Origin of the sequence: Micromonospora sp. NPDC049903 (assembly GCF_044460945.1) — a bacterium.
GTDB lineage: Bacteria > Actinomycetota > Actinomycetes > Mycobacteriales > Micromonosporaceae > Micromonospora.
This window is the reverse complement of the sequence record NZ_JBITKL010000001.1, coordinates 541,818-557,094: the sequence shown is the minus strand read 5'-3', so window position 1 is coordinate 557,094 and position 15,277 is coordinate 541,818. Positions and strand designations below refer to the sequence as shown.

Sequence of the window (15,277 nt, the reverse complement as noted above, 5' to 3'; positions counted from 1 at the left end):
ACTCTATCCGTGCCCGAAGGGCCGTCAGAGCAGGCTGAGCTGTTCGGGGGCGGGTGGGGTCGGCGTGGCCACCTGACGGTGCTCACCGGGATCCGGCCGGTGCAGCCCGTGCCGCCGGGCGGCGATGCGAACCCGTGCGGTCAGCTCCCGCTGGTACGACTGCGGGGCGTACGCGCCCGCCCGGTACAGCTCCCGGTAGCGAGGAACCAGGTCGGGATGCTCCCGGGCGAGCCAGCGCGCGTACCACTCGCGAGCGCCGGGACGCAGGTGCAGCGGGAGCGGCGTCACGCTGGCCGCACCGGCGGCGGCGATCGCGGCCACGGTGGCGTCGATCGACTCGTCGGAGTCGCTGAGGCCGGGAAGGATCGGTGCCATCAGCACCCCCACCGCGAAGCCGGCGTCGGCGAGTTGGCGTACGGCGTCGAGTCGCCGCCGGGGGCTCGGGGTGCCGGGCTCGACCGACCGCCACAGCCGCTCGTCGACGAAGCCCACGGAGAACGACAGGCCGACCCGGGTGACCTCGGCCGCCTGCCGCAACAGCGGCAGGTCACGCAGGATCAGCGTGCCCTTGGTGAGGATCGAGAATGGGTTCGCGAAGTCGCGCAGCGCCTCGATGATCGGTGGCATGAGGCGGTATCGGCCCTCGGCCCGCTGGTAGCAGTCGACGTTGGTGCCCATCGCCAGGTGCGCGCCCCGCCAGCGCGGCGCGGCCAACTCCCGCCGGACCAACTCACCGGCGTTGACCTTGACGACCACCTGCCGGTCGAAGTCCGCCCCGGCGTCGAAGTCCAGATAGGTGTGGGTGTTTCGGGCGAAACAGTATAAACAGGCGTGGCTGCATCCCCGGTATGGGTTGATCGTCCACTCGAACGGGACGCGGGAGGTGCCGGGGACCTTGTTCAGGATGGACTTGGCGCGTACCTCGTAGAAGGTCATGCCGGCGAAGCCGGGGGTGTCGAAGGTGCGCACGACCGCGTCGGGCAGCGCCAGCGGCAGGGGTGGCGTCGCTGGCGCTGCCCTTCCGGGATCTCCCTCGTCCGGGGGAGCGGCGAGGTTCTCCCAGCGCATGAGCGTCATTCGAACACACGTACGAGACCGGTGCAAGTGGCGCGCCGGACACCGTGGTGTGCACGGGCCGGTGGCGGGGCAGGATGGCAGGTATGGAGAGGTCGACCTTCGTCTACGACGGGGACTGCGCGTTCTGCACCCGCTGTGCCGAGTTCATCGAGCGTCGGATTCCGACCGGCGCGACGGTGCTGCCCTGGCAGTTCGCCGACCTGGATCGGCTCGGGTTGACCGAGGCCGAGTGTGAGGAGGCGGTGCAGTGGGTCGGCGCCGACGGACACCGGGCCGCCGGTCCGGACGCCATCGCCGCGCTGCTGGCCGGCAGCGGCCGACTCTGGCGGATCGCCGGGGCCGGGCTTCGGTTCCCGCCGGTACGCGCCGCCGCCTGGCCGGCGTACCGCTGGGTGGCCCGCAACCGGCACCGGATGCCCGGCGGTACGGCCGCCTGCTCCCTGCCCCAGGAGACGCGCGACCGCCTCTACGGTCCGTCGGCGGGTTGAGCCTCGGGACGCGCGACCGCCGCTACGGTCCGTCGGCCGGCGCAGTCCCGGACGCCGTCGGCGATGTCTCGGCGCGCGGCGGCGGTGGCGTGCTGATCCCCACGTCCGGCGCGGCGCGATCGGTCGTGGTCCGGCGGGTCATCAGTCGTCGTGCCAGGAGGATCGGCCGGACCTTCTCCAGCGGCAGGAAGCTGGTCATGGCGACCAGGTGCGGCGCGAACGAGATGGTGATGGTGGCGATGGTGATCAGATGGAACGAGTAGAAGAAGCCGACCGTGGCGTGCCGCCAGCGCGCCGGTAGTACGAAGATCGCCGGGCTGAGCAGCTCGAAGGCGAGGATGCCGAACTGCGCCACGAGCAGCAGGTGGGGCACCTGTGCGAGCAGGTCGGCCAGGTCGGTGCCCCGGCGGATGATCGCCTTCGCCAGCACCGAGCCGGTCGCCCAGTCCAGGCCGCCGAAGCGGAACTTGGCCAGGGCGGCGAGGAAATAGGTGCAGATCACGGCGATCTGGGTGACCCGCAGGGCCCAGCCACCGGCCTCGGTGGGCGTGGCGTCCCCGTGTCGGGCGCGGCCTGCGGTCGGTAGCACCGCGAGCGCGACGAGCAGGGCGAACCGGTCGTGGTCCACCTTCCCGTAGCTCATCGCGACGATCATCCACTGGAAGTAGAGGGCGAAGACCGTCCAGCCGAGCAGTCGGGGCGCCCGTCCGCTGGCGGCGACCAGGGCGAGCACCAGCAGGGCCCAGAAGACGATGCCGACCAGTGCCGGGTTGGGCGTGGGCAGCGGCAGGAGGCGGCCGACGAACAGCGGCTGGTACATGTCGCCGGGCACGTCCACCTTGGCGCGTACCCAGGGTGTGAAGACGACCAGGTCGGCGGCGACGAAAAGGTAGACCAGGGTGCGGAAGGCGGCCACCCGGCCGCGGGGCACCGCCTCGGTCAGCCAGCGGATCACGGGTTCACCTGCCAGCGCACGACCGTCTCGTCGGACCACAGTCCGGTGGGGCGGCGGTCGGTGATGTCGTGCCACCGGATCACGATCCGGACCTCGGTCAGTCGAGGCGCGTCGGGTTGACGCCGGGCGTACGCGTCGGCGACCTCGCGCAGTCGGCTCGGGTCGGCGGCGTACTGGGCCTGCTGGCCCTCGATCTCGGCGCGGCGGATGCCGGTCGCCCGCTCACCGAGGTCGACCACGGCGCCGGTGGTGTCCACGCCCTCCACCCGGGTGTCCGGGGCGTCGGCGTCGGCCGGGTCCGAGGTGGAGTACATCCGGAAGGGCCCGAACGGGAAGTGGTCGTCGTCGCCCCAGGCCGTGCCGGCGAGCAGGAGAGTCAGGCCGAGTGCGGTGGCCGCCACCCGGATCGCGCGGCCGTGGTTCGTCAACGCATCCATCGGGTGCCGAAGATACGGCACGGACGCCCTGGTACGGCTCCCGTCGACCGGCCTGTGTCGCAGATGTGACGAGTGGGCCGGTGGTGAGCAGAAGCACCGACGGCCGAGCCCTCGGTGTCGGGGGCCCGGCCGTCGGCGGGGGAGGTTCAGTGGTTGTGCTCGGCGAGCTTCTTGCGGACGTCGTCCATGTCGAGCGCCTGGACCTGCTCGATGAGGTTCTCCAGGGCCGACTCGGGCAGCGCACCGGGCTGCGCGAAGACGATCACGCCGTCGCGGATGGCCATGATCGTCGGGATGGAGCGGATGTCGAACTTGGCGGCGAGGCTCTGCTGCGCCTCGGTGTCCACCTTGCCGAAGGTGATCTCCGGGTGCTTGTCCGAGGAGCGCTCGTAGACCGGGGCGAACCGCTTGCACGGACCGCACCACTCGGCCCAGAAGTCGACCAGCACGATGCCGTCGCTCTCGGTCACCTGGTCGAAGTTAGCCGTGGTCAGCTCGACGGTTGCCATGTCTATCTCTCCGATCACGCGGAACGTCTACGCCTGGTGGAACCCGACCGTACCCCGACGCATTCCCGCCGGGGTGCCACCAAAACCCGGTCCTGGCCGCCTTGGGAGCCTTTGTCCGCATCGATCGTCATCGGTCTTGTCGTGCGTCCGCAGATCGCAAATGCACGTCGCAATTGCGTGACCGGGTGTGATGGGAGCGGTTCCAAGGAGATCAAGCCCAGTTACTGCTACGACACGGTAACTTTGGCGTTGACGAGGACCGATTCGACCTGCGGAGATCCCTTCTGGGCGGATGTTTGGTCACGTTGCGTAATGTAACGAAAAGATAAATGTGACCCCGGTCTCTGTGCAGTCGGAGGGTCGTACGGCAGAATCTTGAAGCATCAGAGCGTGGGCGGCGGGTGCCGGGGAGGGCCCCGCCGCTCATTGCGTCCGGCCCCGGTTTTGACCGCTGAGTCCGACCCGGCGCGGCCACCGCAGAACGGCTCTTCTTCCTGACTCCGGACCGAGCCGGCACATATGCTCGGAGCCGGAGGTCCCGCAGATGAGCGAGCGCAGCGCGCAGGTCACGATCGCCGCGGGCTATTCCGCCACCGAGTGGGAGTTGCTCACCGGGCTGCCCGGCCGGGTGATCGTGGTCGCCGCCCGGTCCGGTCCGGGGGACGCGTACCCGTCGGTGGCCGCCGGCCTCGCCGGTCTGGACGCGGTGGCGGCCGGCCGGGTCTTCGACAGCGATCTCATCCGGGCGGTGGTGGCCGCCATCTACGCGCGCCACGACGGCGCGCCGGAGACAAGTGCGGGCCCCGGCGACGGCGTGGACCTGCTCGCGGCGTGCCGGACGGCGGTGCGGGTGCTGGAGCGGCGGGCTGACCCGGCGGACTCGGCGGCGTACCGGCAGTGGGTGCAGTCGGTGGGTGCCCGGGTGTGTCGTACCGCGTCGGCGGTGGTGCCGGACGCGGCGTTGGCTCCGGCCGACCGCCGCTTCCTGGACCGGCTCGGCGGCGCGCTCGCCCTGCGCTGAACCCCGCACCTGGCCCGGGTGTCAGGGCCGCGCCGAAACCGGTGCGGCGGCGCGCGTACCCTGCGTGGTCGTGACCGGTGAGCAACTCGACGTCGGCGTGGGCCCGTGGCCCGGCGACCCGCCGGACGACCCCCGCTACGACCCGGAGCTGCTCGCCGAGGGTGACCGGCGCAACGTGGTCGACCGCTACCGGTACTGGCGGCGCGAGGCGGTGGTCGCCGACCTGGACCGGCGGCGGCACGACTTCCACGTGGCGATCGAGAACTGGCAGCACGACTTCAACATCGGCACGGTGGTCCGCAACGCCAACGCCTTCCTCGCCGCCGAGGTGCACATCGTCGGCCGCCGCCGGTGGAACCGGCGCGGCGCCATGGTGACCGACCGGTACCAGCACGTACGGCACCACGAGACGATCGAGCAGTTCGCCGGCTGGGCGGCCGGGCAGGACCTGTCGCTGGTCGGCATCGACAATCTGCCCGGCTCGCGTCCGATGGAGACCACCACGCTGCCCCGGCGCTGCGTCCTGCTGTTCGGTCAGGAGGGTCCCGGTCTCTCCGACGCCGCACGGGCCGCCTGCGACCAGCTCTTCTCCATCGCCCAGTACGGCTCGACGCGATCCATCAACGCGGGCGTGGCGAGCGGGATCGCCATGCACGCCTGGATCCGCGCGCACGCCGGTCCGCCGCCGGGCTGAACCACTGCCGGGCTGAACCACTGCCGGGCTGAACCGCCGTCACGGCGCACTCCGGCGGCCCGCCGGCGGTGGTTCGACGACGCGCCACGCCGGGCAAAGGCGTCGCTCCGCTTGACGGCTCGGCCGTACAGGACGACGGTGGAGTGGTGACTGTTGCGGTGAGTTGTCCCAGATGCGGGGGGTCCGTGCGGGCACCGGACCTGATGCACGCCGAGTCGCGCTGCCCGGACTGCGGGCCGGTGGCGCCGTTACACGTACCCGAGAACATCGGCGCCGAGATCGTGGCCAGCGTGGTGGAGCGGATCCAGTCGGTGGCGCAACCGGAGCAACCGCCGGTCCCGCTGTGGTGCCCGTGGCCGCTGCCTCCGGGCTGGACCACCACCGGCGTGGCGTGGGCCGGCGACGATCGGATCGGAGTACGCGCCACCGCCGTGGCCTGTGCCGGCCCGGCGCCGCTCGGTGGTGGACCGGCCGATCTGGTCTTCGTGGCCGAGGAGCCGGGCGTCGGGCTGGGCACCAGGTACGCGGGTGTTCCCGGGCCGGATGCCGGGCCCGAGTTGGCGGAGGCGTTGACCGAGCCCGGTCCCGGGCATCCCGGTCATGTCGGGCGCGCGGGAATCCGGGTGGGTGGTCATCCCACTCCACTGTGGCTCGTGAGTTCACTGACAGATCGAAGCGCGTACGCCGGCGAGGCTCGGGGAATGTGGCTGTATGCGATAGCCTGGCCGGCGAGTGCGGGGCATCTGCTCGCCGAGGACGTGGTCTTGCACGACCTGGTCGAGTGGACGCCGCCCGAACTCGTGTACGGCGCACCATCTCCGTACCTGCACGGGAAGGCCTGACGGCCCCCCGGAATGTCGGAGAACGGACGCAGATATTCACGGTAAGACACCACGCTGATACTCTGGGTGCCGCTGCGGTAACTGGAACCCGGCGCCGTGCGAGAGGATGGCCCGCCATGGTCAAGAAGGTCCTCACCTGGGCCGGTATCGCTTTCTTGATCTTCTTCGTCGCCTACCGGCCAAATTCTGCCGCGGACGTGTTCAAGTCTTTGGGCGGCGGGATCATGGATATCGCTCAAGGCTTCGGCGACTTCTTCACCAGCCTGGTCGCCTAGCCTCCGATGGGAAGCCCCTCCGGCCCACCCTTCGACCCCGACGACCCGGACCGGGCGCGCCGGGAACGCGACACCGAGCCGATACCCCGGATCGATCCTGACGACGGTCCGGGCTTCGGGTCCGGTGCGCGGCTCTCCGACGGGCCCGCCTTCTCCGACGACGCCGGCTACGGCGACGGCCCGGCCTACGCCGGGGAGGCACGCTCCGAGCGAGCCTGGGTGCGAGATCCCGAGGGCGGCTACCAGCCCCCGCAGATCTCCGAGGAGGAACTGGCCGGGCTGCGCTCCGACGCCAGTGGCATGACACCCCGACGGGTGCTGCCGCTGGAGGACGAACCCAGCTCACTGGTCGCCCGCTATCTCTTCCCGACCGAGCGTTACCGGGGCGAGTGGAAGCGGCACTGGATCCACCTCGTCACCCCGATCCTGGTCGGGATCGCCGCCACCTTCGTGCTCGGCTACCTCTCCGGCTTCCTCGCCGGGCAGAACGTCGGCGCGCTCACCACGATCGCCGTACTCCTCTGGTTCGGTGTGATGGGTTGGGTGGCCTGGAAGGTCGCCGACTGGTGGTACGACCGGTTCATCCTGACCAACAAACGGGTGATGGTCGTCAACGGCATCATCACCCGGCGCGTCGCGATGATGCCGCTGGTCCGGGTCACCGACATGAAGTACGAGCAGACGCCGGCCGGGCGGGCGCTCAACTACGGCACCTTCGTGCTGGAGTCGGCCGGTCAGGAGCAGGCGCTGCGCGAGGTCAAGAACCTGCCCAACCCCAACGAGCTCTACCTGCGTGTGGTCGAGGAGATGTACGAGCCGCAGGCAGTCGAGGCGCGGTTGGGCAAGGAGCAGGACGAGGCCAAGGCCGACGACGGCGCCTGAAACTTTCCGACCGAACATCGGAGTCGCCGCGCACCTTTCGCCCTCGACCCGCTACCCCGGGTCGTGGCAGGCTGCCGAGCAGGATCAGTTCGGGGGTGGCGCGTGGGCGGCAGCAATCCGTTGGAGGACGAGTTCCGTGACTTCGTCACGGCCCGTTCCGCCGCGCTGCTGCGCACCGCGTACCTGCTCACCGGCGACTGGGGCACCGCCGAGGACCTGCTCCAGACCGCGCTGACCAAGACGTACCTGGCCTGGAAGCGCCTCGGCGGCATCGAGGCCATCGAGCCGTACGCCCGGCGCGTCATGGTCAACACGTCCACAAGCTGGTGGCGGCGTCGCTGGCACGGCGAACGACCGACCGAGGTGCTGCCGGAGCGTGCCGCCGCCGACGCGATCGAGCAGCAGCTCGACCGCGACGTGCTCTGGCGGCACCTCCGCGCGCTGCCCGCCCGGCAGCGCGCGGTGCTGGTGCTGCGCTACTACGAGGACATGTCGGAGGCGCAGACCGCCGCCCTGCTGGAGATCTCACCGGGCACCGTCAAGAGCCAGACCTCGCGGGCCCTGGCCACTCTGCGGCGGCGGCTCGGTGCGGAGGAGGCGGCCACCCTCCCCGGCGCGCCGGCGACTCCTCCCGCACCAGCAGCCACGCCGACGCCGGCCGCCCGCCGGACCGGTCGCCCGGCCGCCCGGTCCACGTCGGCCGTGCGCCCCCGCCCGGCCACCGAAGTCGACGCACCGCCTCCGGCCGCCCGAGCCGACATCCTGCCTCCGACCGGCCGACCCGACACGCAGGTCCCGGCCCTGCGACCCGGGACACCGCCCGAGGCGGCGGAGCGACTGCGGCAACCGGATGACGCCCTGGTCGGTGAGCACCGGTGAACACCGTTTCCGGAGGTCGTGACAACCAGAGCGGGACTCCGGATCGTCTCGTCAGCATGTCGCAGGACGAGTTGGAGCGCGCCGTCCGGGAGACGTTCTCCCGGCAGGTGGCGACCCCGCGCGCCCCGCACGACCCGGCGAGTGCGGTGCTCCGCCGGGCCGCCCGCGTTCAGCGTCGCCGTGCGGTGGCCGGGATGAGCCTGGCCGCGTCCGCGATCGTGCTGGTCAGCGCCGGTGCGATGCAACTGGGTGACGACCGTCCGCCGCCCGGCGCCGACACGGTGGTGATCGCGGACCCGTACCCGGCACCGGACAGGTTCCGCACCAGCCTCCCGCCGCCCGGCCCGAGCACCGAGACCCCGCTGGCCGAGGTCGATCTGCTGGTCAACCGGACGATCGCCACCGCGCAGGGTCGCCGGGTGACCCTGATCGGGATCGGTGCGGTGGAGCGCGTACACCGTCTCACCGACGGGCGGGGCTGGCTGGCCGTCGGCGAACCGTCGCTGTCCGGGCGGTCGCTGTGGGCGGTGGCGGCCGACGGGACATCCCGGGCGCTGCTGGCGGGCGCCGACGAGATCGTCCTCGACCGGTCCGGCCGGCAGGTCGCCTGGAAGCAGGACCGGGTGTTGGCCGCCGCCGGCATCGTGGACGGCGAACTGACCGGCACCGTACGCGCCGACGCGCCGGCCACCGCCGTACCGCTGCGGTTCGTCGACGACGCGGTGCTGGTACGACTCGACCCCGCCCTCCCCGGCCACGTGCTCTGGCCGCTGCGTCCGGGCCCGCTCGACGAGGGCACGGATCGGACCAGCCAGCGGATCTTCGGGGCGCTGCCGGACGGACGACTGGTCGGCGAGGTACCCGCCGAGCCGACCGAGGACACCTGCCTGACCCTGCTCGACCCGGCGGGCCTTCGCCCACCCGACCCCCCGGCCTGCGGGCCCACGATCGAGGGCGACGGCCTCGGTGCGGTCTCCCCGGACGGGCGGTGGCTGCTGGTCAACGGGCGCGTCGGCGAACAGGACCGGGCGCTGCTGGTCGACCTGACCCGACTCGATCCGACCGTTCCGGCCCGGACCGCCGGACCGGCGATGACCGGCACGGTGTCCTGGAGCCAGCCGGACGTGGCGCACTACGCCGACGCCACCGGCGCGCTGGTCCGGGTGGACGTCGAGCGGGTCCGTGCCGGTCGGTCCGCCATCCGGGTCACCGTCCCCGGCCTGCACGACGACCAATCGCTGGTGGTGGTGACCGGTGGCTGACCGCCGGCCCGGTAGCGTCGGGCGATGACCCCCCGGATCGACCTGCACACCCACTCCACGGCCAGCGACGGCACGCTCGGTCCCGCCGAGCTGGTCCGGGCCGCCGCCGAGGCCGGGCTGGACGTGGTGGCGATCACCGACCACGACACCACCGCCGGCTGGGTGCCGGCCCTGCGGGCGCTGCCGCCCGGGCTGCGTCTGGTACGCGGGGCGGAACTGTCCTGCCGCTGGTACGGCGAGCAGCCGCCGATGTCGCTGCACCTGCTGGCGTACCTCTTCGACCCGGACCATCCGGAGCTGGTCGCCGAGCTGGCCCGGATGCGGGCCGCCCGGCTGACCCGTGGCGAACGCACCGTGGAGCTGCTGCGCGCCGACGGTGTCGACGTGCGATGGCCGGAGATCCTCGCCACGGCGGGCGGTGGGACGGTCGGGCGACCGCACATCGCGCAGGCGCTAATCCGGGCCGGGCTGGTCGCCACCACCAGCGCGGCGTTCGGCCCGGAGTGGCTGGGGGAGCGGTACCGCCTGCCGAAGGAGGACATCGACGTCTTCCAGGCGGTCCGGTTGGTCCGGGCGGCCGGCGGGGTGCCGGTGTTCGCCCATCCCCGGGCCAGTCGACGAGGCCCGGTCGTGCCGGACACGCTGATCGCCGAGCTGGCGGCGGTCGGCCTGGCCGGTCTGGAGGCCGACCACGAGGACCATTCGCCTGCCGAGCGGGCCCACGTCCGCGGACTCGCCGCCGACCTGGACCTGCTGGTGACCGGGTCGTCGGACTTCCACGGCACGCACAAGACCGTCCGACTCGGTGCCTTCACCACCGCGCCCGAGGCGTACGAGCGGCTCGTCGCCGCCTCGTCCGGGGTGACCGAGGTCGCCTCGGCCTGACCTCGCGTTCCGTCCCGGCGGCATCGAGGTGCTCACCGCCGATGCGACTGTCGGGGGTGGATGGCAGGATCGGGGCCGTGCGACGAGCATCCCCAGCAGGACGACCCGCCGCCGGTGGCCGCGCGCCCCGGCCCCGCGACGGGCAGCCCGAGCAGCTCGGCTTCGAGGGCATGCCGGAGCGGCTGTTCGTCTGCACCCCGAGCAAACTGGGTGCGTACGCGGACTGCCCCCGGCGCTACCGCTACTCCTACGTCGACCGGCCGGCCCCGCCGAAGGGGCCGCCCTGGGCGCACAACTCACTCGGCGCCAGCGTGCACACCGCCCTGAAGAACTGGTATGCGCTGCCCGTCGACCGCCGCCGCCCGGAGGTGCTGCCCACCCTGCTCAAGGGCACCTGGGTGCGGGACGGCTACCGCGACGACGCACAGGAACGGGACGTCTACCGGCGGGCACTGGGCTGGCTGGAGACGTACGTCGGCGGGCTCGACCCGGCCGACGAGCCGGTCGGCGTGGAGCGGGTGGTGGCCACCAAGACCGGGGTGCTGGCGTTCAACGGGCGCACCGACCGGATCGACTCCCGACCCGGGCCGGACGGCCCCGAGCTGGTCATCGTCGACTACAAGACCGGCCGCACCGGGATGGACGCCGACGACGCCCGGGGCTCGCAGGCGCTGGCGCTCTACGCGTACGCGGCCGAGCGGGTGTTCCGTCGCCCGTGTCGCCGGGTCGAACTGCACCACCTGCCCAGCGGCACGGTCGCCGCGCACGAGCACACCGTCGAGTCGCTGGCCCGGCAGGTGACCCGGGCCGAGCAGACCGCCCAGGACATCATGGCCGCCGAGCGGTCGGTCGCAGGCGGCGGCGACCCGGACACCGCCTTCCCGACCACGCCCGGCCCGCGCTGCGCCTGGTGCGACTTCCGGCGTACCTGCCCGGCCGGAGCCGAGCAGCCGGGCAAGGAACCCTGGGCGGCCGTCGACCGTCCCGCCGCACCCCCGGCCGAGCCGGGCTGAACGGCCGCGCCCTGAGCCGAGCGGGGCTGAACGGCCGCCGGGGCCGGCGTCGACCCGGCCGCGCATCCGGTCTGCCAGGTCGGAGCAGCCGTCCGGTCAGCCGGACAGGGCCGCCGCCCGGGCCGCCCGCTCCTCGGCGGCACGCCGCATCGGCCCCTCCCGCCAGTCACGCGGCAGCGCGGTGAGGGCGAGCCGCAGCGCGCGTACCGACACGTCCGCCGACAGGGCGGTGGTCGGCAGGCCCAGCCCGCCGTACAGTCGCCGGGCCCAGCCGGGCAGCAGCGCCAGCGCGGTGCCGGCCACGCCGAAGTACGCCCACCTCAGCGGCCCGAGGTTGAGCCCGACCCGGGCGGGCAGGCTGAGCTTCCACGGCAGCGGCGGCGCGGTCAGGAACAGGGCCGTCTCGGCGGCCTCCTTGGTCATGCGCAGCTCCGGGCGCACCCGGCGGTAGTAGTCGGCCACCTCGGCGGCGGTGCCCGGGACCGTCTCCGGGTCCAGTCCGACCAGTGCGGCGGACCGGCGCTGCTCGGTGTAGTAGCCGTCCACCTCGGCGTCGTCCAGCGGTACGCCGGCCCGGCGCGCGGTGTCGAGGAACGACTCCACCTCGGTGACGTGTACCCAGCGCAGCAGGTCCGGCTCGTCGACCCGGAACCGCTCTCCGGTGGCCGCGTCGACAGCCGTCATCCGGGCGTGCAGCCGGCGTAGCCGTAGCCCGGCCTCCTCCGCCTCGGCCGTGGTGCCGTAGACGGTGGTGCCGACGTAGTTGGCGGTGCGGATCAGCCGACCCCAGGCGTCGCGGCGGTAGTTGCTGTTCTGGGCGACCCCGGCCATCGCCCGAGGGTGCAGCGCCTGGAGATAGAGCGAGCGCAGTCCGGCGAGGAGCAGGATCGGCTCCGCGTGCAGTTTCCAGGTGACCGAGTCGGGACCGAACAGGCCGGTGTCAGTGGAATCCACCCACCAAGCGTGCCACGCCCGGCCGGGGCGCTCAGGAGTCGGCGGCGCGACGGGCCTGGCAACCGGGGCAGAGCCCCCAGAAGGTGACCTCGGCCTCGTCGACGTGGAAGCCGGCCGCAGTGCGCGGATCCAGGCAGGGGGCCTCGCCGACGGCGCAGTCCACGTCGGCGATCTCCCCGCAGCCCCGGCACACCACGTGGTGGTGGTTGTCACCCACCCGGGCCTCGTAGCGGGCCGGGCTGCCGGCCGGTTCGATCCGACGGGACAGCCCGGCGCGGGAGAGCGCCCCCAGCACGTCGTAGACCGCCTGGGTGGAGACCGAGTCGATCCGCTCGCGTACCCGCCGGGTGATCTCGTCGACGTCCAGGTGACCGCCGTCCGCCAACACGTCGAGTACGGCGAGGCGTGGCCGGGTGACCCGCAGGCCGTGCGACCGCAGCAGATCCGCACCGCTGGACATGTGTCAATGACAGCACGGTCGCCCCCACCGGACAACAGACCGGCGAGTTCGGTGGCTCGGGCCACAGCCAGTCCTCCCGGGTGACGTCTCGGTGAACCCTGGACGCCGGAGAGCCGTGTCAAGCAGAAGCGCACTGGGCGGGGCCATCCCCGGCCCGTACGCTGACAGGTCACGATCACCTATCGCCGGAGGTGCGGATGTTCGAGAAGGCGCTGGGCCTGCCCATGCACGTGCTCGTCGTGCATGCGGTCGTGGTCTTCGTACCACTGCTGGTGTTGCTCGCCGCCGCGTACATCGCGCTGCCGAGATTCCGTCCCCGCCTGGACTGGGCGGTGGCGATCCTCGCGGTCGTCGCGCCGATCACGGCGTTCGTCGGCAAGCAGTCCGGCGAGGCCCTGCAGGAACGGCAGATCGCCCGGGGCTTCTCCGGCGAGATCATCGACCAGATGAACGCGCACGCCGCCTACGGTGACGTGCTGTTCCTGATCACGCTGGGCCTCTCCCTGGTGACGATCCTGCTGCTGGTGGCGACCAGCAGCCACCCTCGGGCGCCGAAGCTGCCGACCTGGCTCACCCCGGTGCTGTCGGTGCTGGTGATCGGTGCGGGTGTGGCCGCGCTCGTCTACGTCTGGCTCACCGGTCACTCGGGGTCCGAGATGGTCTGGGGCAACACCTTCGACTGACGGCCCGCCGCCGTCAGAGGAAGGCTCGCGAGCAGAGCAGGCAGACCACCACCACGAGGACGGCGCCCGCCACCCCGCCGATCACCCAGGTCAGCCGCTGCGCCCGCTGCTCCTGCGCGTCCAGCGCCGCCATGTCCTGCGCCGGTAGCCGCCGTGGCGGTGCCGCCTGGAGGTGCACCGGTGGACGCCAACCCGGCGGCGGCGCGGTGGTGGGCGGCGGGCCGCCGTACCCGGCCGGTCCGTGACCGCCCGGCGCGACGCCGCCCGGGCCGGTCGTGGGGCCCGGGGCGGGAGCCGTCGGCGGACGCCAGGGGTCGTCGGACGCGGGTCGGCGTGGCGCGGGGCCGGGCGTGAACTCCGGCCGGGCGGCGGCGGTGGACTCCGCACCGGTGCCGGGCGTGGGCCCGTCCCCGGTGTCGGGCCGGCGCCAGGGATCGTCGGAGGCCGGGCCGGGGTGGGGCGTCGTCACGTCGTCCGACGCTACCAATGACCGGTGCGCCACGCTGCCGGGCCGCGCCGTGCCCGCACACCGCGATCGGTCAGCCCGCACACCCCGTGGTCGACGGCTCGGGAGCGGTCCGGAGGTGCGTTAGCCTTGGCGCTCGTGACGAGTGGGGATCCGGGCGGGCGGCGCGACGACGATCGCGCGGTCGACCTGAGCGACGACGACTTCGTGGTGCTGCCCGAGCAGAGCACCGACGACACCGATCGCGGCTGGGGCGAGCGGGCCGGCGGCAACGACGACTGGCTGCTGGCCGAGCGCCCGCCGCACTGGGACTGAGCACCGGGCCGAGCCTGCAACGAACGCCCGGCCGGGCCGTCGCCCGGCGGCCGTCGCGATCGACGACGCGGGGCGACGGGTGCCCGGTCAGGTCACCGTCAGGGGGTGCTCGCCGCCGCCGGGGCCTTGCTCGTGCCGCCGCCGGACGAGCTGCCCGAGGAGCCGGTGCTGCCGGCGGACGAGCTGCTCGACGAGGAGGTCGAGCCGGTCGAGGAGGACGACGACTCGGACGAGGTCGACTTGCTCGGGCTCGACGCGGTGTCGGTGCTCGCCGAGCCGTTGGAACGGGAGTCGGTGCGGTAGAAGCCGGAGCCCTTGAAGACGATGCCGACGGAGTTGAAGAGCTTCCGCAGCCGCCCCTCGCACGCGGGGCAGTCGGTCAGCGGCTCGTCGGAGAAGGACTGCACCGCCTCGAGCTGGTGACCGCACGCGGTGCAGGCGTACTGGTACGTGGGCACGTTCTCCTCCGGGTCTGACGCGGCCGGTTGGCACTCGACGTATTCGAGTGCCAATGGTGCGTCATCGGGGGCCGGTTCGTCCAGCGGAAGTGTGGGGCGCGACACCCGAGGAGGTCGGCAGCGGGTGCAGGCCGCCGGTCGGGGTGAGCGCCGCGCGTACCGGACGGTCGTGCGGCTCGGCCGGGACCTCGTCGAGCAGTTCGCCGTCGTACAGGGGCGTCACCGTGAGGGTGGTCGCGGGTACCCGGGCCAGCGCCCGGTCGTACGATCCGCCACCCCGGCCCAGCCGTACGCCCCGACGGTCGACGGCCAGCGCGGGCACCACGACCACCTCGGCCGTGGCGATCGCGTCGACACCCAGCCGAGGGGTGTCCGGCTCGCGGATGCCCCGACCGGCGGCGACCATGGCGCCGGCTCCCGCCCAGCGGGCCCAGTCCAGGTCCAGGTCGTCACGGAGCACCGGCAGCAGCAGGTCGGTGCCGGGCGGCAGCGCGTCGGCGAGCACCGCCGGCAGGTCCGGGCCGCCCGGCTCACCGCCCACCGGCGCGTACGCGGCCACCCGGGTCGGCCGCAGCCTGCGTACCAGGGCCACCAGTGCGGCCTGGACGGCTTCGGTCGCGGCCTCGCGCTCGGGGGCGGTGAACGCCCGGCGGCGGGCCAGCAGCGTCACCCGTGTCGCCTGCTTCGCGTCATGCGTCACTTCCGCTCCTTCCGCAAATTCC

21 protein-coding genes and 1 pseudogene are annotated in these 15,277 nt (G+C 72.8%); 13 read left to right on the top strand and 9 right to left on the bottom strand.

Going from position 1 to position 15,277, the window contains the following annotated elements; genetic code table 11:
* Window positions 1–24 precede the first annotated feature (24 nt).
* Window positions 25–1,068 (bottom strand): Rv2578c family radical SAM protein, encoded by a 1,044-nt coding sequence (locus ACIBO1_RS02580; protein ID WP_396741484.1) that lies wholly within the window; start codon window positions 1,066–1,068, stop codon window positions 25–27.
* A 92-nt stretch (window positions 1,069–1,160) separates the two neighbouring features.
* On the opposite strand from ACIBO1_RS02580, the gene ACIBO1_RS02575 reads away from it, so the two are divergent.
* A complete protein-coding gene (locus tag ACIBO1_RS02575) occupies window positions 1,161–1,565 on the top strand; it encodes a thiol-disulfide oxidoreductase DCC family protein (protein WP_396740867.1) in 405 nt (134 codons plus the stop codon).
* 22 nt (window positions 1,566–1,587) lie between these two features.
* Here the strand turns inward: ACIBO1_RS02575 and ACIBO1_RS02570 are convergent, their stop codons facing one another.
* The 3 genes from ACIBO1_RS02570 to trxA all read right to left on the bottom strand — a co-directional run bounded on the left by ACIBO1_RS02570 (window position 1,588) and on the right by trxA (window position 3,466).
* The gene (locus tag ACIBO1_RS02570) at window positions 1,588–2,520 is read right to left on the bottom strand and encodes an MFS transporter permease (protein ID WP_396740866.1); all 933 of its coding nucleotides are present in this window, start codon (window positions 2,518–2,520) and stop codon (window positions 1,588–1,590) included.
* Window positions 2,517–2,957, bottom strand: coding sequence for a hypothetical protein (locus ACIBO1_RS02565; protein WP_396740864.1), 441 nt, complete (start codon window positions 2,955–2,957; stop codon window positions 2,517–2,519). The genes ACIBO1_RS02570 and ACIBO1_RS02565 overlap by 4 nt, the downstream gene beginning before the upstream one ends.
* 146 nt (window positions 2,958–3,103) lie before the next feature.
* A complete protein-coding gene (trxA, locus tag ACIBO1_RS02560; RefSeq protein ID WP_117228612.1) occupies window positions 3,104–3,466 on the bottom strand; it encodes a thioredoxin in 363 nt (120 codons plus the stop codon).
* Window positions 3,467–4,010: 544 nt separating this feature from the next.
* On the opposite strand from trxA, the gene ACIBO1_RS02555 reads away from it, so the two are divergent.
* From ACIBO1_RS02555 to ACIBO1_RS02515, 9 genes are all read left to right on the top strand, one after another.
* Window positions 4,011–4,487, top strand: coding sequence for a hypothetical protein (locus ACIBO1_RS02555; RefSeq protein ID WP_396740862.1), 477 nt, complete (start codon window positions 4,011–4,013; stop codon window positions 4,485–4,487).
* Window positions 4,488–4,557: 70 nt separating this feature from the next.
* A complete protein-coding gene (locus ACIBO1_RS02550; RefSeq protein ID WP_396740860.1) occupies window positions 4,558–5,181 on the top strand; it encodes a TrmH family RNA methyltransferase in 624 nt (207 codons plus the stop codon).
* A 143-nt stretch (window positions 5,182–5,324) separates the two neighbouring features.
* The gene (locus ACIBO1_RS02545; RefSeq protein WP_350695941.1) at window positions 5,325–6,023 is read left to right on the top strand and encodes a TFIIB-type zinc ribbon-containing protein; all 699 of its coding nucleotides are present in this window, start codon (window positions 5,325–5,327) and stop codon (window positions 6,021–6,023) included.
* Between the two features lie 116 nt (window positions 6,024–6,139).
* On the top strand, window positions 6,140–6,298 hold the full coding sequence (locus ACIBO1_RS02540) for a hypothetical protein (RefSeq protein ID WP_007455302.1): 159 nt from the start codon (window positions 6,140–6,142) through the stop codon (window positions 6,296–6,298).
* Window positions 6,299–6,304: 6 nt separating this feature from the next.
* Window positions 6,305–7,180 carry a PH domain-containing protein gene (locus ACIBO1_RS02535; protein ID WP_350695939.1) on the top strand — a complete coding sequence of 292 codons (876 nt, stop codon included), beginning with the start codon at window positions 6,305–6,307 and terminating at the stop codon, window positions 7,178–7,180.
* Window positions 7,181–7,282: 102 nt separating this feature from the next.
* The gene (locus ACIBO1_RS02530) at window positions 7,283–8,059 is read left to right on the top strand and encodes a SigE family RNA polymerase sigma factor (protein WP_396740858.1); all 777 of its coding nucleotides are present in this window, start codon (window positions 7,283–7,285) and stop codon (window positions 8,057–8,059) included.
* 56 nt (window positions 8,060–8,115) lie between these two features.
* Window positions 8,116–9,321: a hypothetical protein gene (locus ACIBO1_RS02525; protein WP_396740856.1), complete on the top strand. Its 1,206-nt coding sequence runs from the start codon at window positions 8,116–8,118 to the stop codon at window positions 9,319–9,321.
* A 24-nt stretch (window positions 9,322–9,345) separates the two neighbouring features.
* Window positions 9,346–10,206, top strand: a complete 861-nt coding sequence (locus tag ACIBO1_RS02520; RefSeq protein ID WP_396740854.1) for a PHP domain-containing protein — start codon at window positions 9,346–9,348, stop codon at window positions 10,204–10,206.
* Between the two features lie 170 nt (window positions 10,207–10,376).
* Window positions 10,377–11,219, top strand: a complete 843-nt coding sequence (locus ACIBO1_RS02515; RefSeq protein WP_396741482.1) for a RecB family exonuclease — start codon at window positions 10,377–10,379, stop codon at window positions 11,217–11,219.
* A 96-nt stretch (window positions 11,220–11,315) separates the two neighbouring features.
* Here the strand turns inward: ACIBO1_RS02515 and ACIBO1_RS02510 are convergent, their stop codons facing one another.
* Window positions 11,316–12,173: an oxygenase MpaB family protein gene (locus tag ACIBO1_RS02510; RefSeq protein ID WP_396740852.1), complete on the bottom strand. Its 858-nt coding sequence runs from the start codon at window positions 12,171–12,173 to the stop codon at window positions 11,316–11,318.
* A 31-nt stretch (window positions 12,174–12,204) separates the two neighbouring features.
* Complete coding sequence (locus tag ACIBO1_RS02505; RefSeq protein WP_350695929.1) at window positions 12,205–12,633, bottom strand: Fur family transcriptional regulator; 429 nt, start codon at window positions 12,631–12,633, stop codon at window positions 12,205–12,207.
* A 197-nt stretch (window positions 12,634–12,830) separates the two neighbouring features.
* On the opposite strand from ACIBO1_RS02505, the gene ACIBO1_RS02500 reads away from it, so the two are divergent.
* A complete protein-coding gene (locus tag ACIBO1_RS02500; protein WP_396740850.1) occupies window positions 12,831–13,316 on the top strand; it encodes a DUF2231 domain-containing protein in 486 nt (161 codons plus the stop codon).
* Window positions 13,317–13,329: 13 nt separating this feature from the next.
* On the opposite strand, the gene ACIBO1_RS02495 is transcribed toward ACIBO1_RS02500, so the two are convergent.
* The gene (locus tag ACIBO1_RS02495) at window positions 13,330–13,785 is read right to left on the bottom strand and encodes a hypothetical protein (RefSeq protein WP_396740848.1); all 456 of its coding nucleotides are present in this window, start codon (window positions 13,783–13,785) and stop codon (window positions 13,330–13,332) included.
* A 135-nt stretch (window positions 13,786–13,920) separates the two neighbouring features.
* Here ACIBO1_RS02495 and ACIBO1_RS02490 point away from each other — a divergent pair, with 135 nt between their 5' ends.
* Window positions 13,921–14,097: a hypothetical protein gene (locus ACIBO1_RS02490; RefSeq protein ID WP_396740846.1), complete on the top strand. Its 177-nt coding sequence runs from the start codon at window positions 13,921–13,923 to the stop codon at window positions 14,095–14,097.
* A gap of 105 nt (window positions 14,098–14,202) precedes the next feature.
* The gene (locus ACIBO1_RS02485; RefSeq protein ID WP_396741533.1) at window positions 14,203–14,400 is read left to right on the top strand and encodes a hypothetical protein; all 198 of its coding nucleotides are present in this window, start codon (window positions 14,203–14,205) and stop codon (window positions 14,398–14,400) included.
* 14 nt (window positions 14,401–14,414) lie between these two features.
* Here the strand turns inward: ACIBO1_RS02485 and ACIBO1_RS02480 are convergent.
* Both ACIBO1_RS02480 and ACIBO1_RS02475 read right to left on the bottom strand, forming a co-directional pair.
* A pseudogene (locus tag ACIBO1_RS02480) lies at window positions 14,415–14,555 on the bottom strand (FmdB family zinc ribbon protein); the annotation flags it as partial.
* A gap of 61 nt (window positions 14,556–14,616) precedes the next feature.
* On the bottom strand, window positions 14,617–15,255 hold the full coding sequence (locus ACIBO1_RS02475; protein WP_396740844.1) for a 5-formyltetrahydrofolate cyclo-ligase: 639 nt from the start codon (window positions 15,253–15,255) through the stop codon (window positions 14,617–14,619).
* Window positions 15,256–15,277 lie beyond the last annotated feature (22 nt).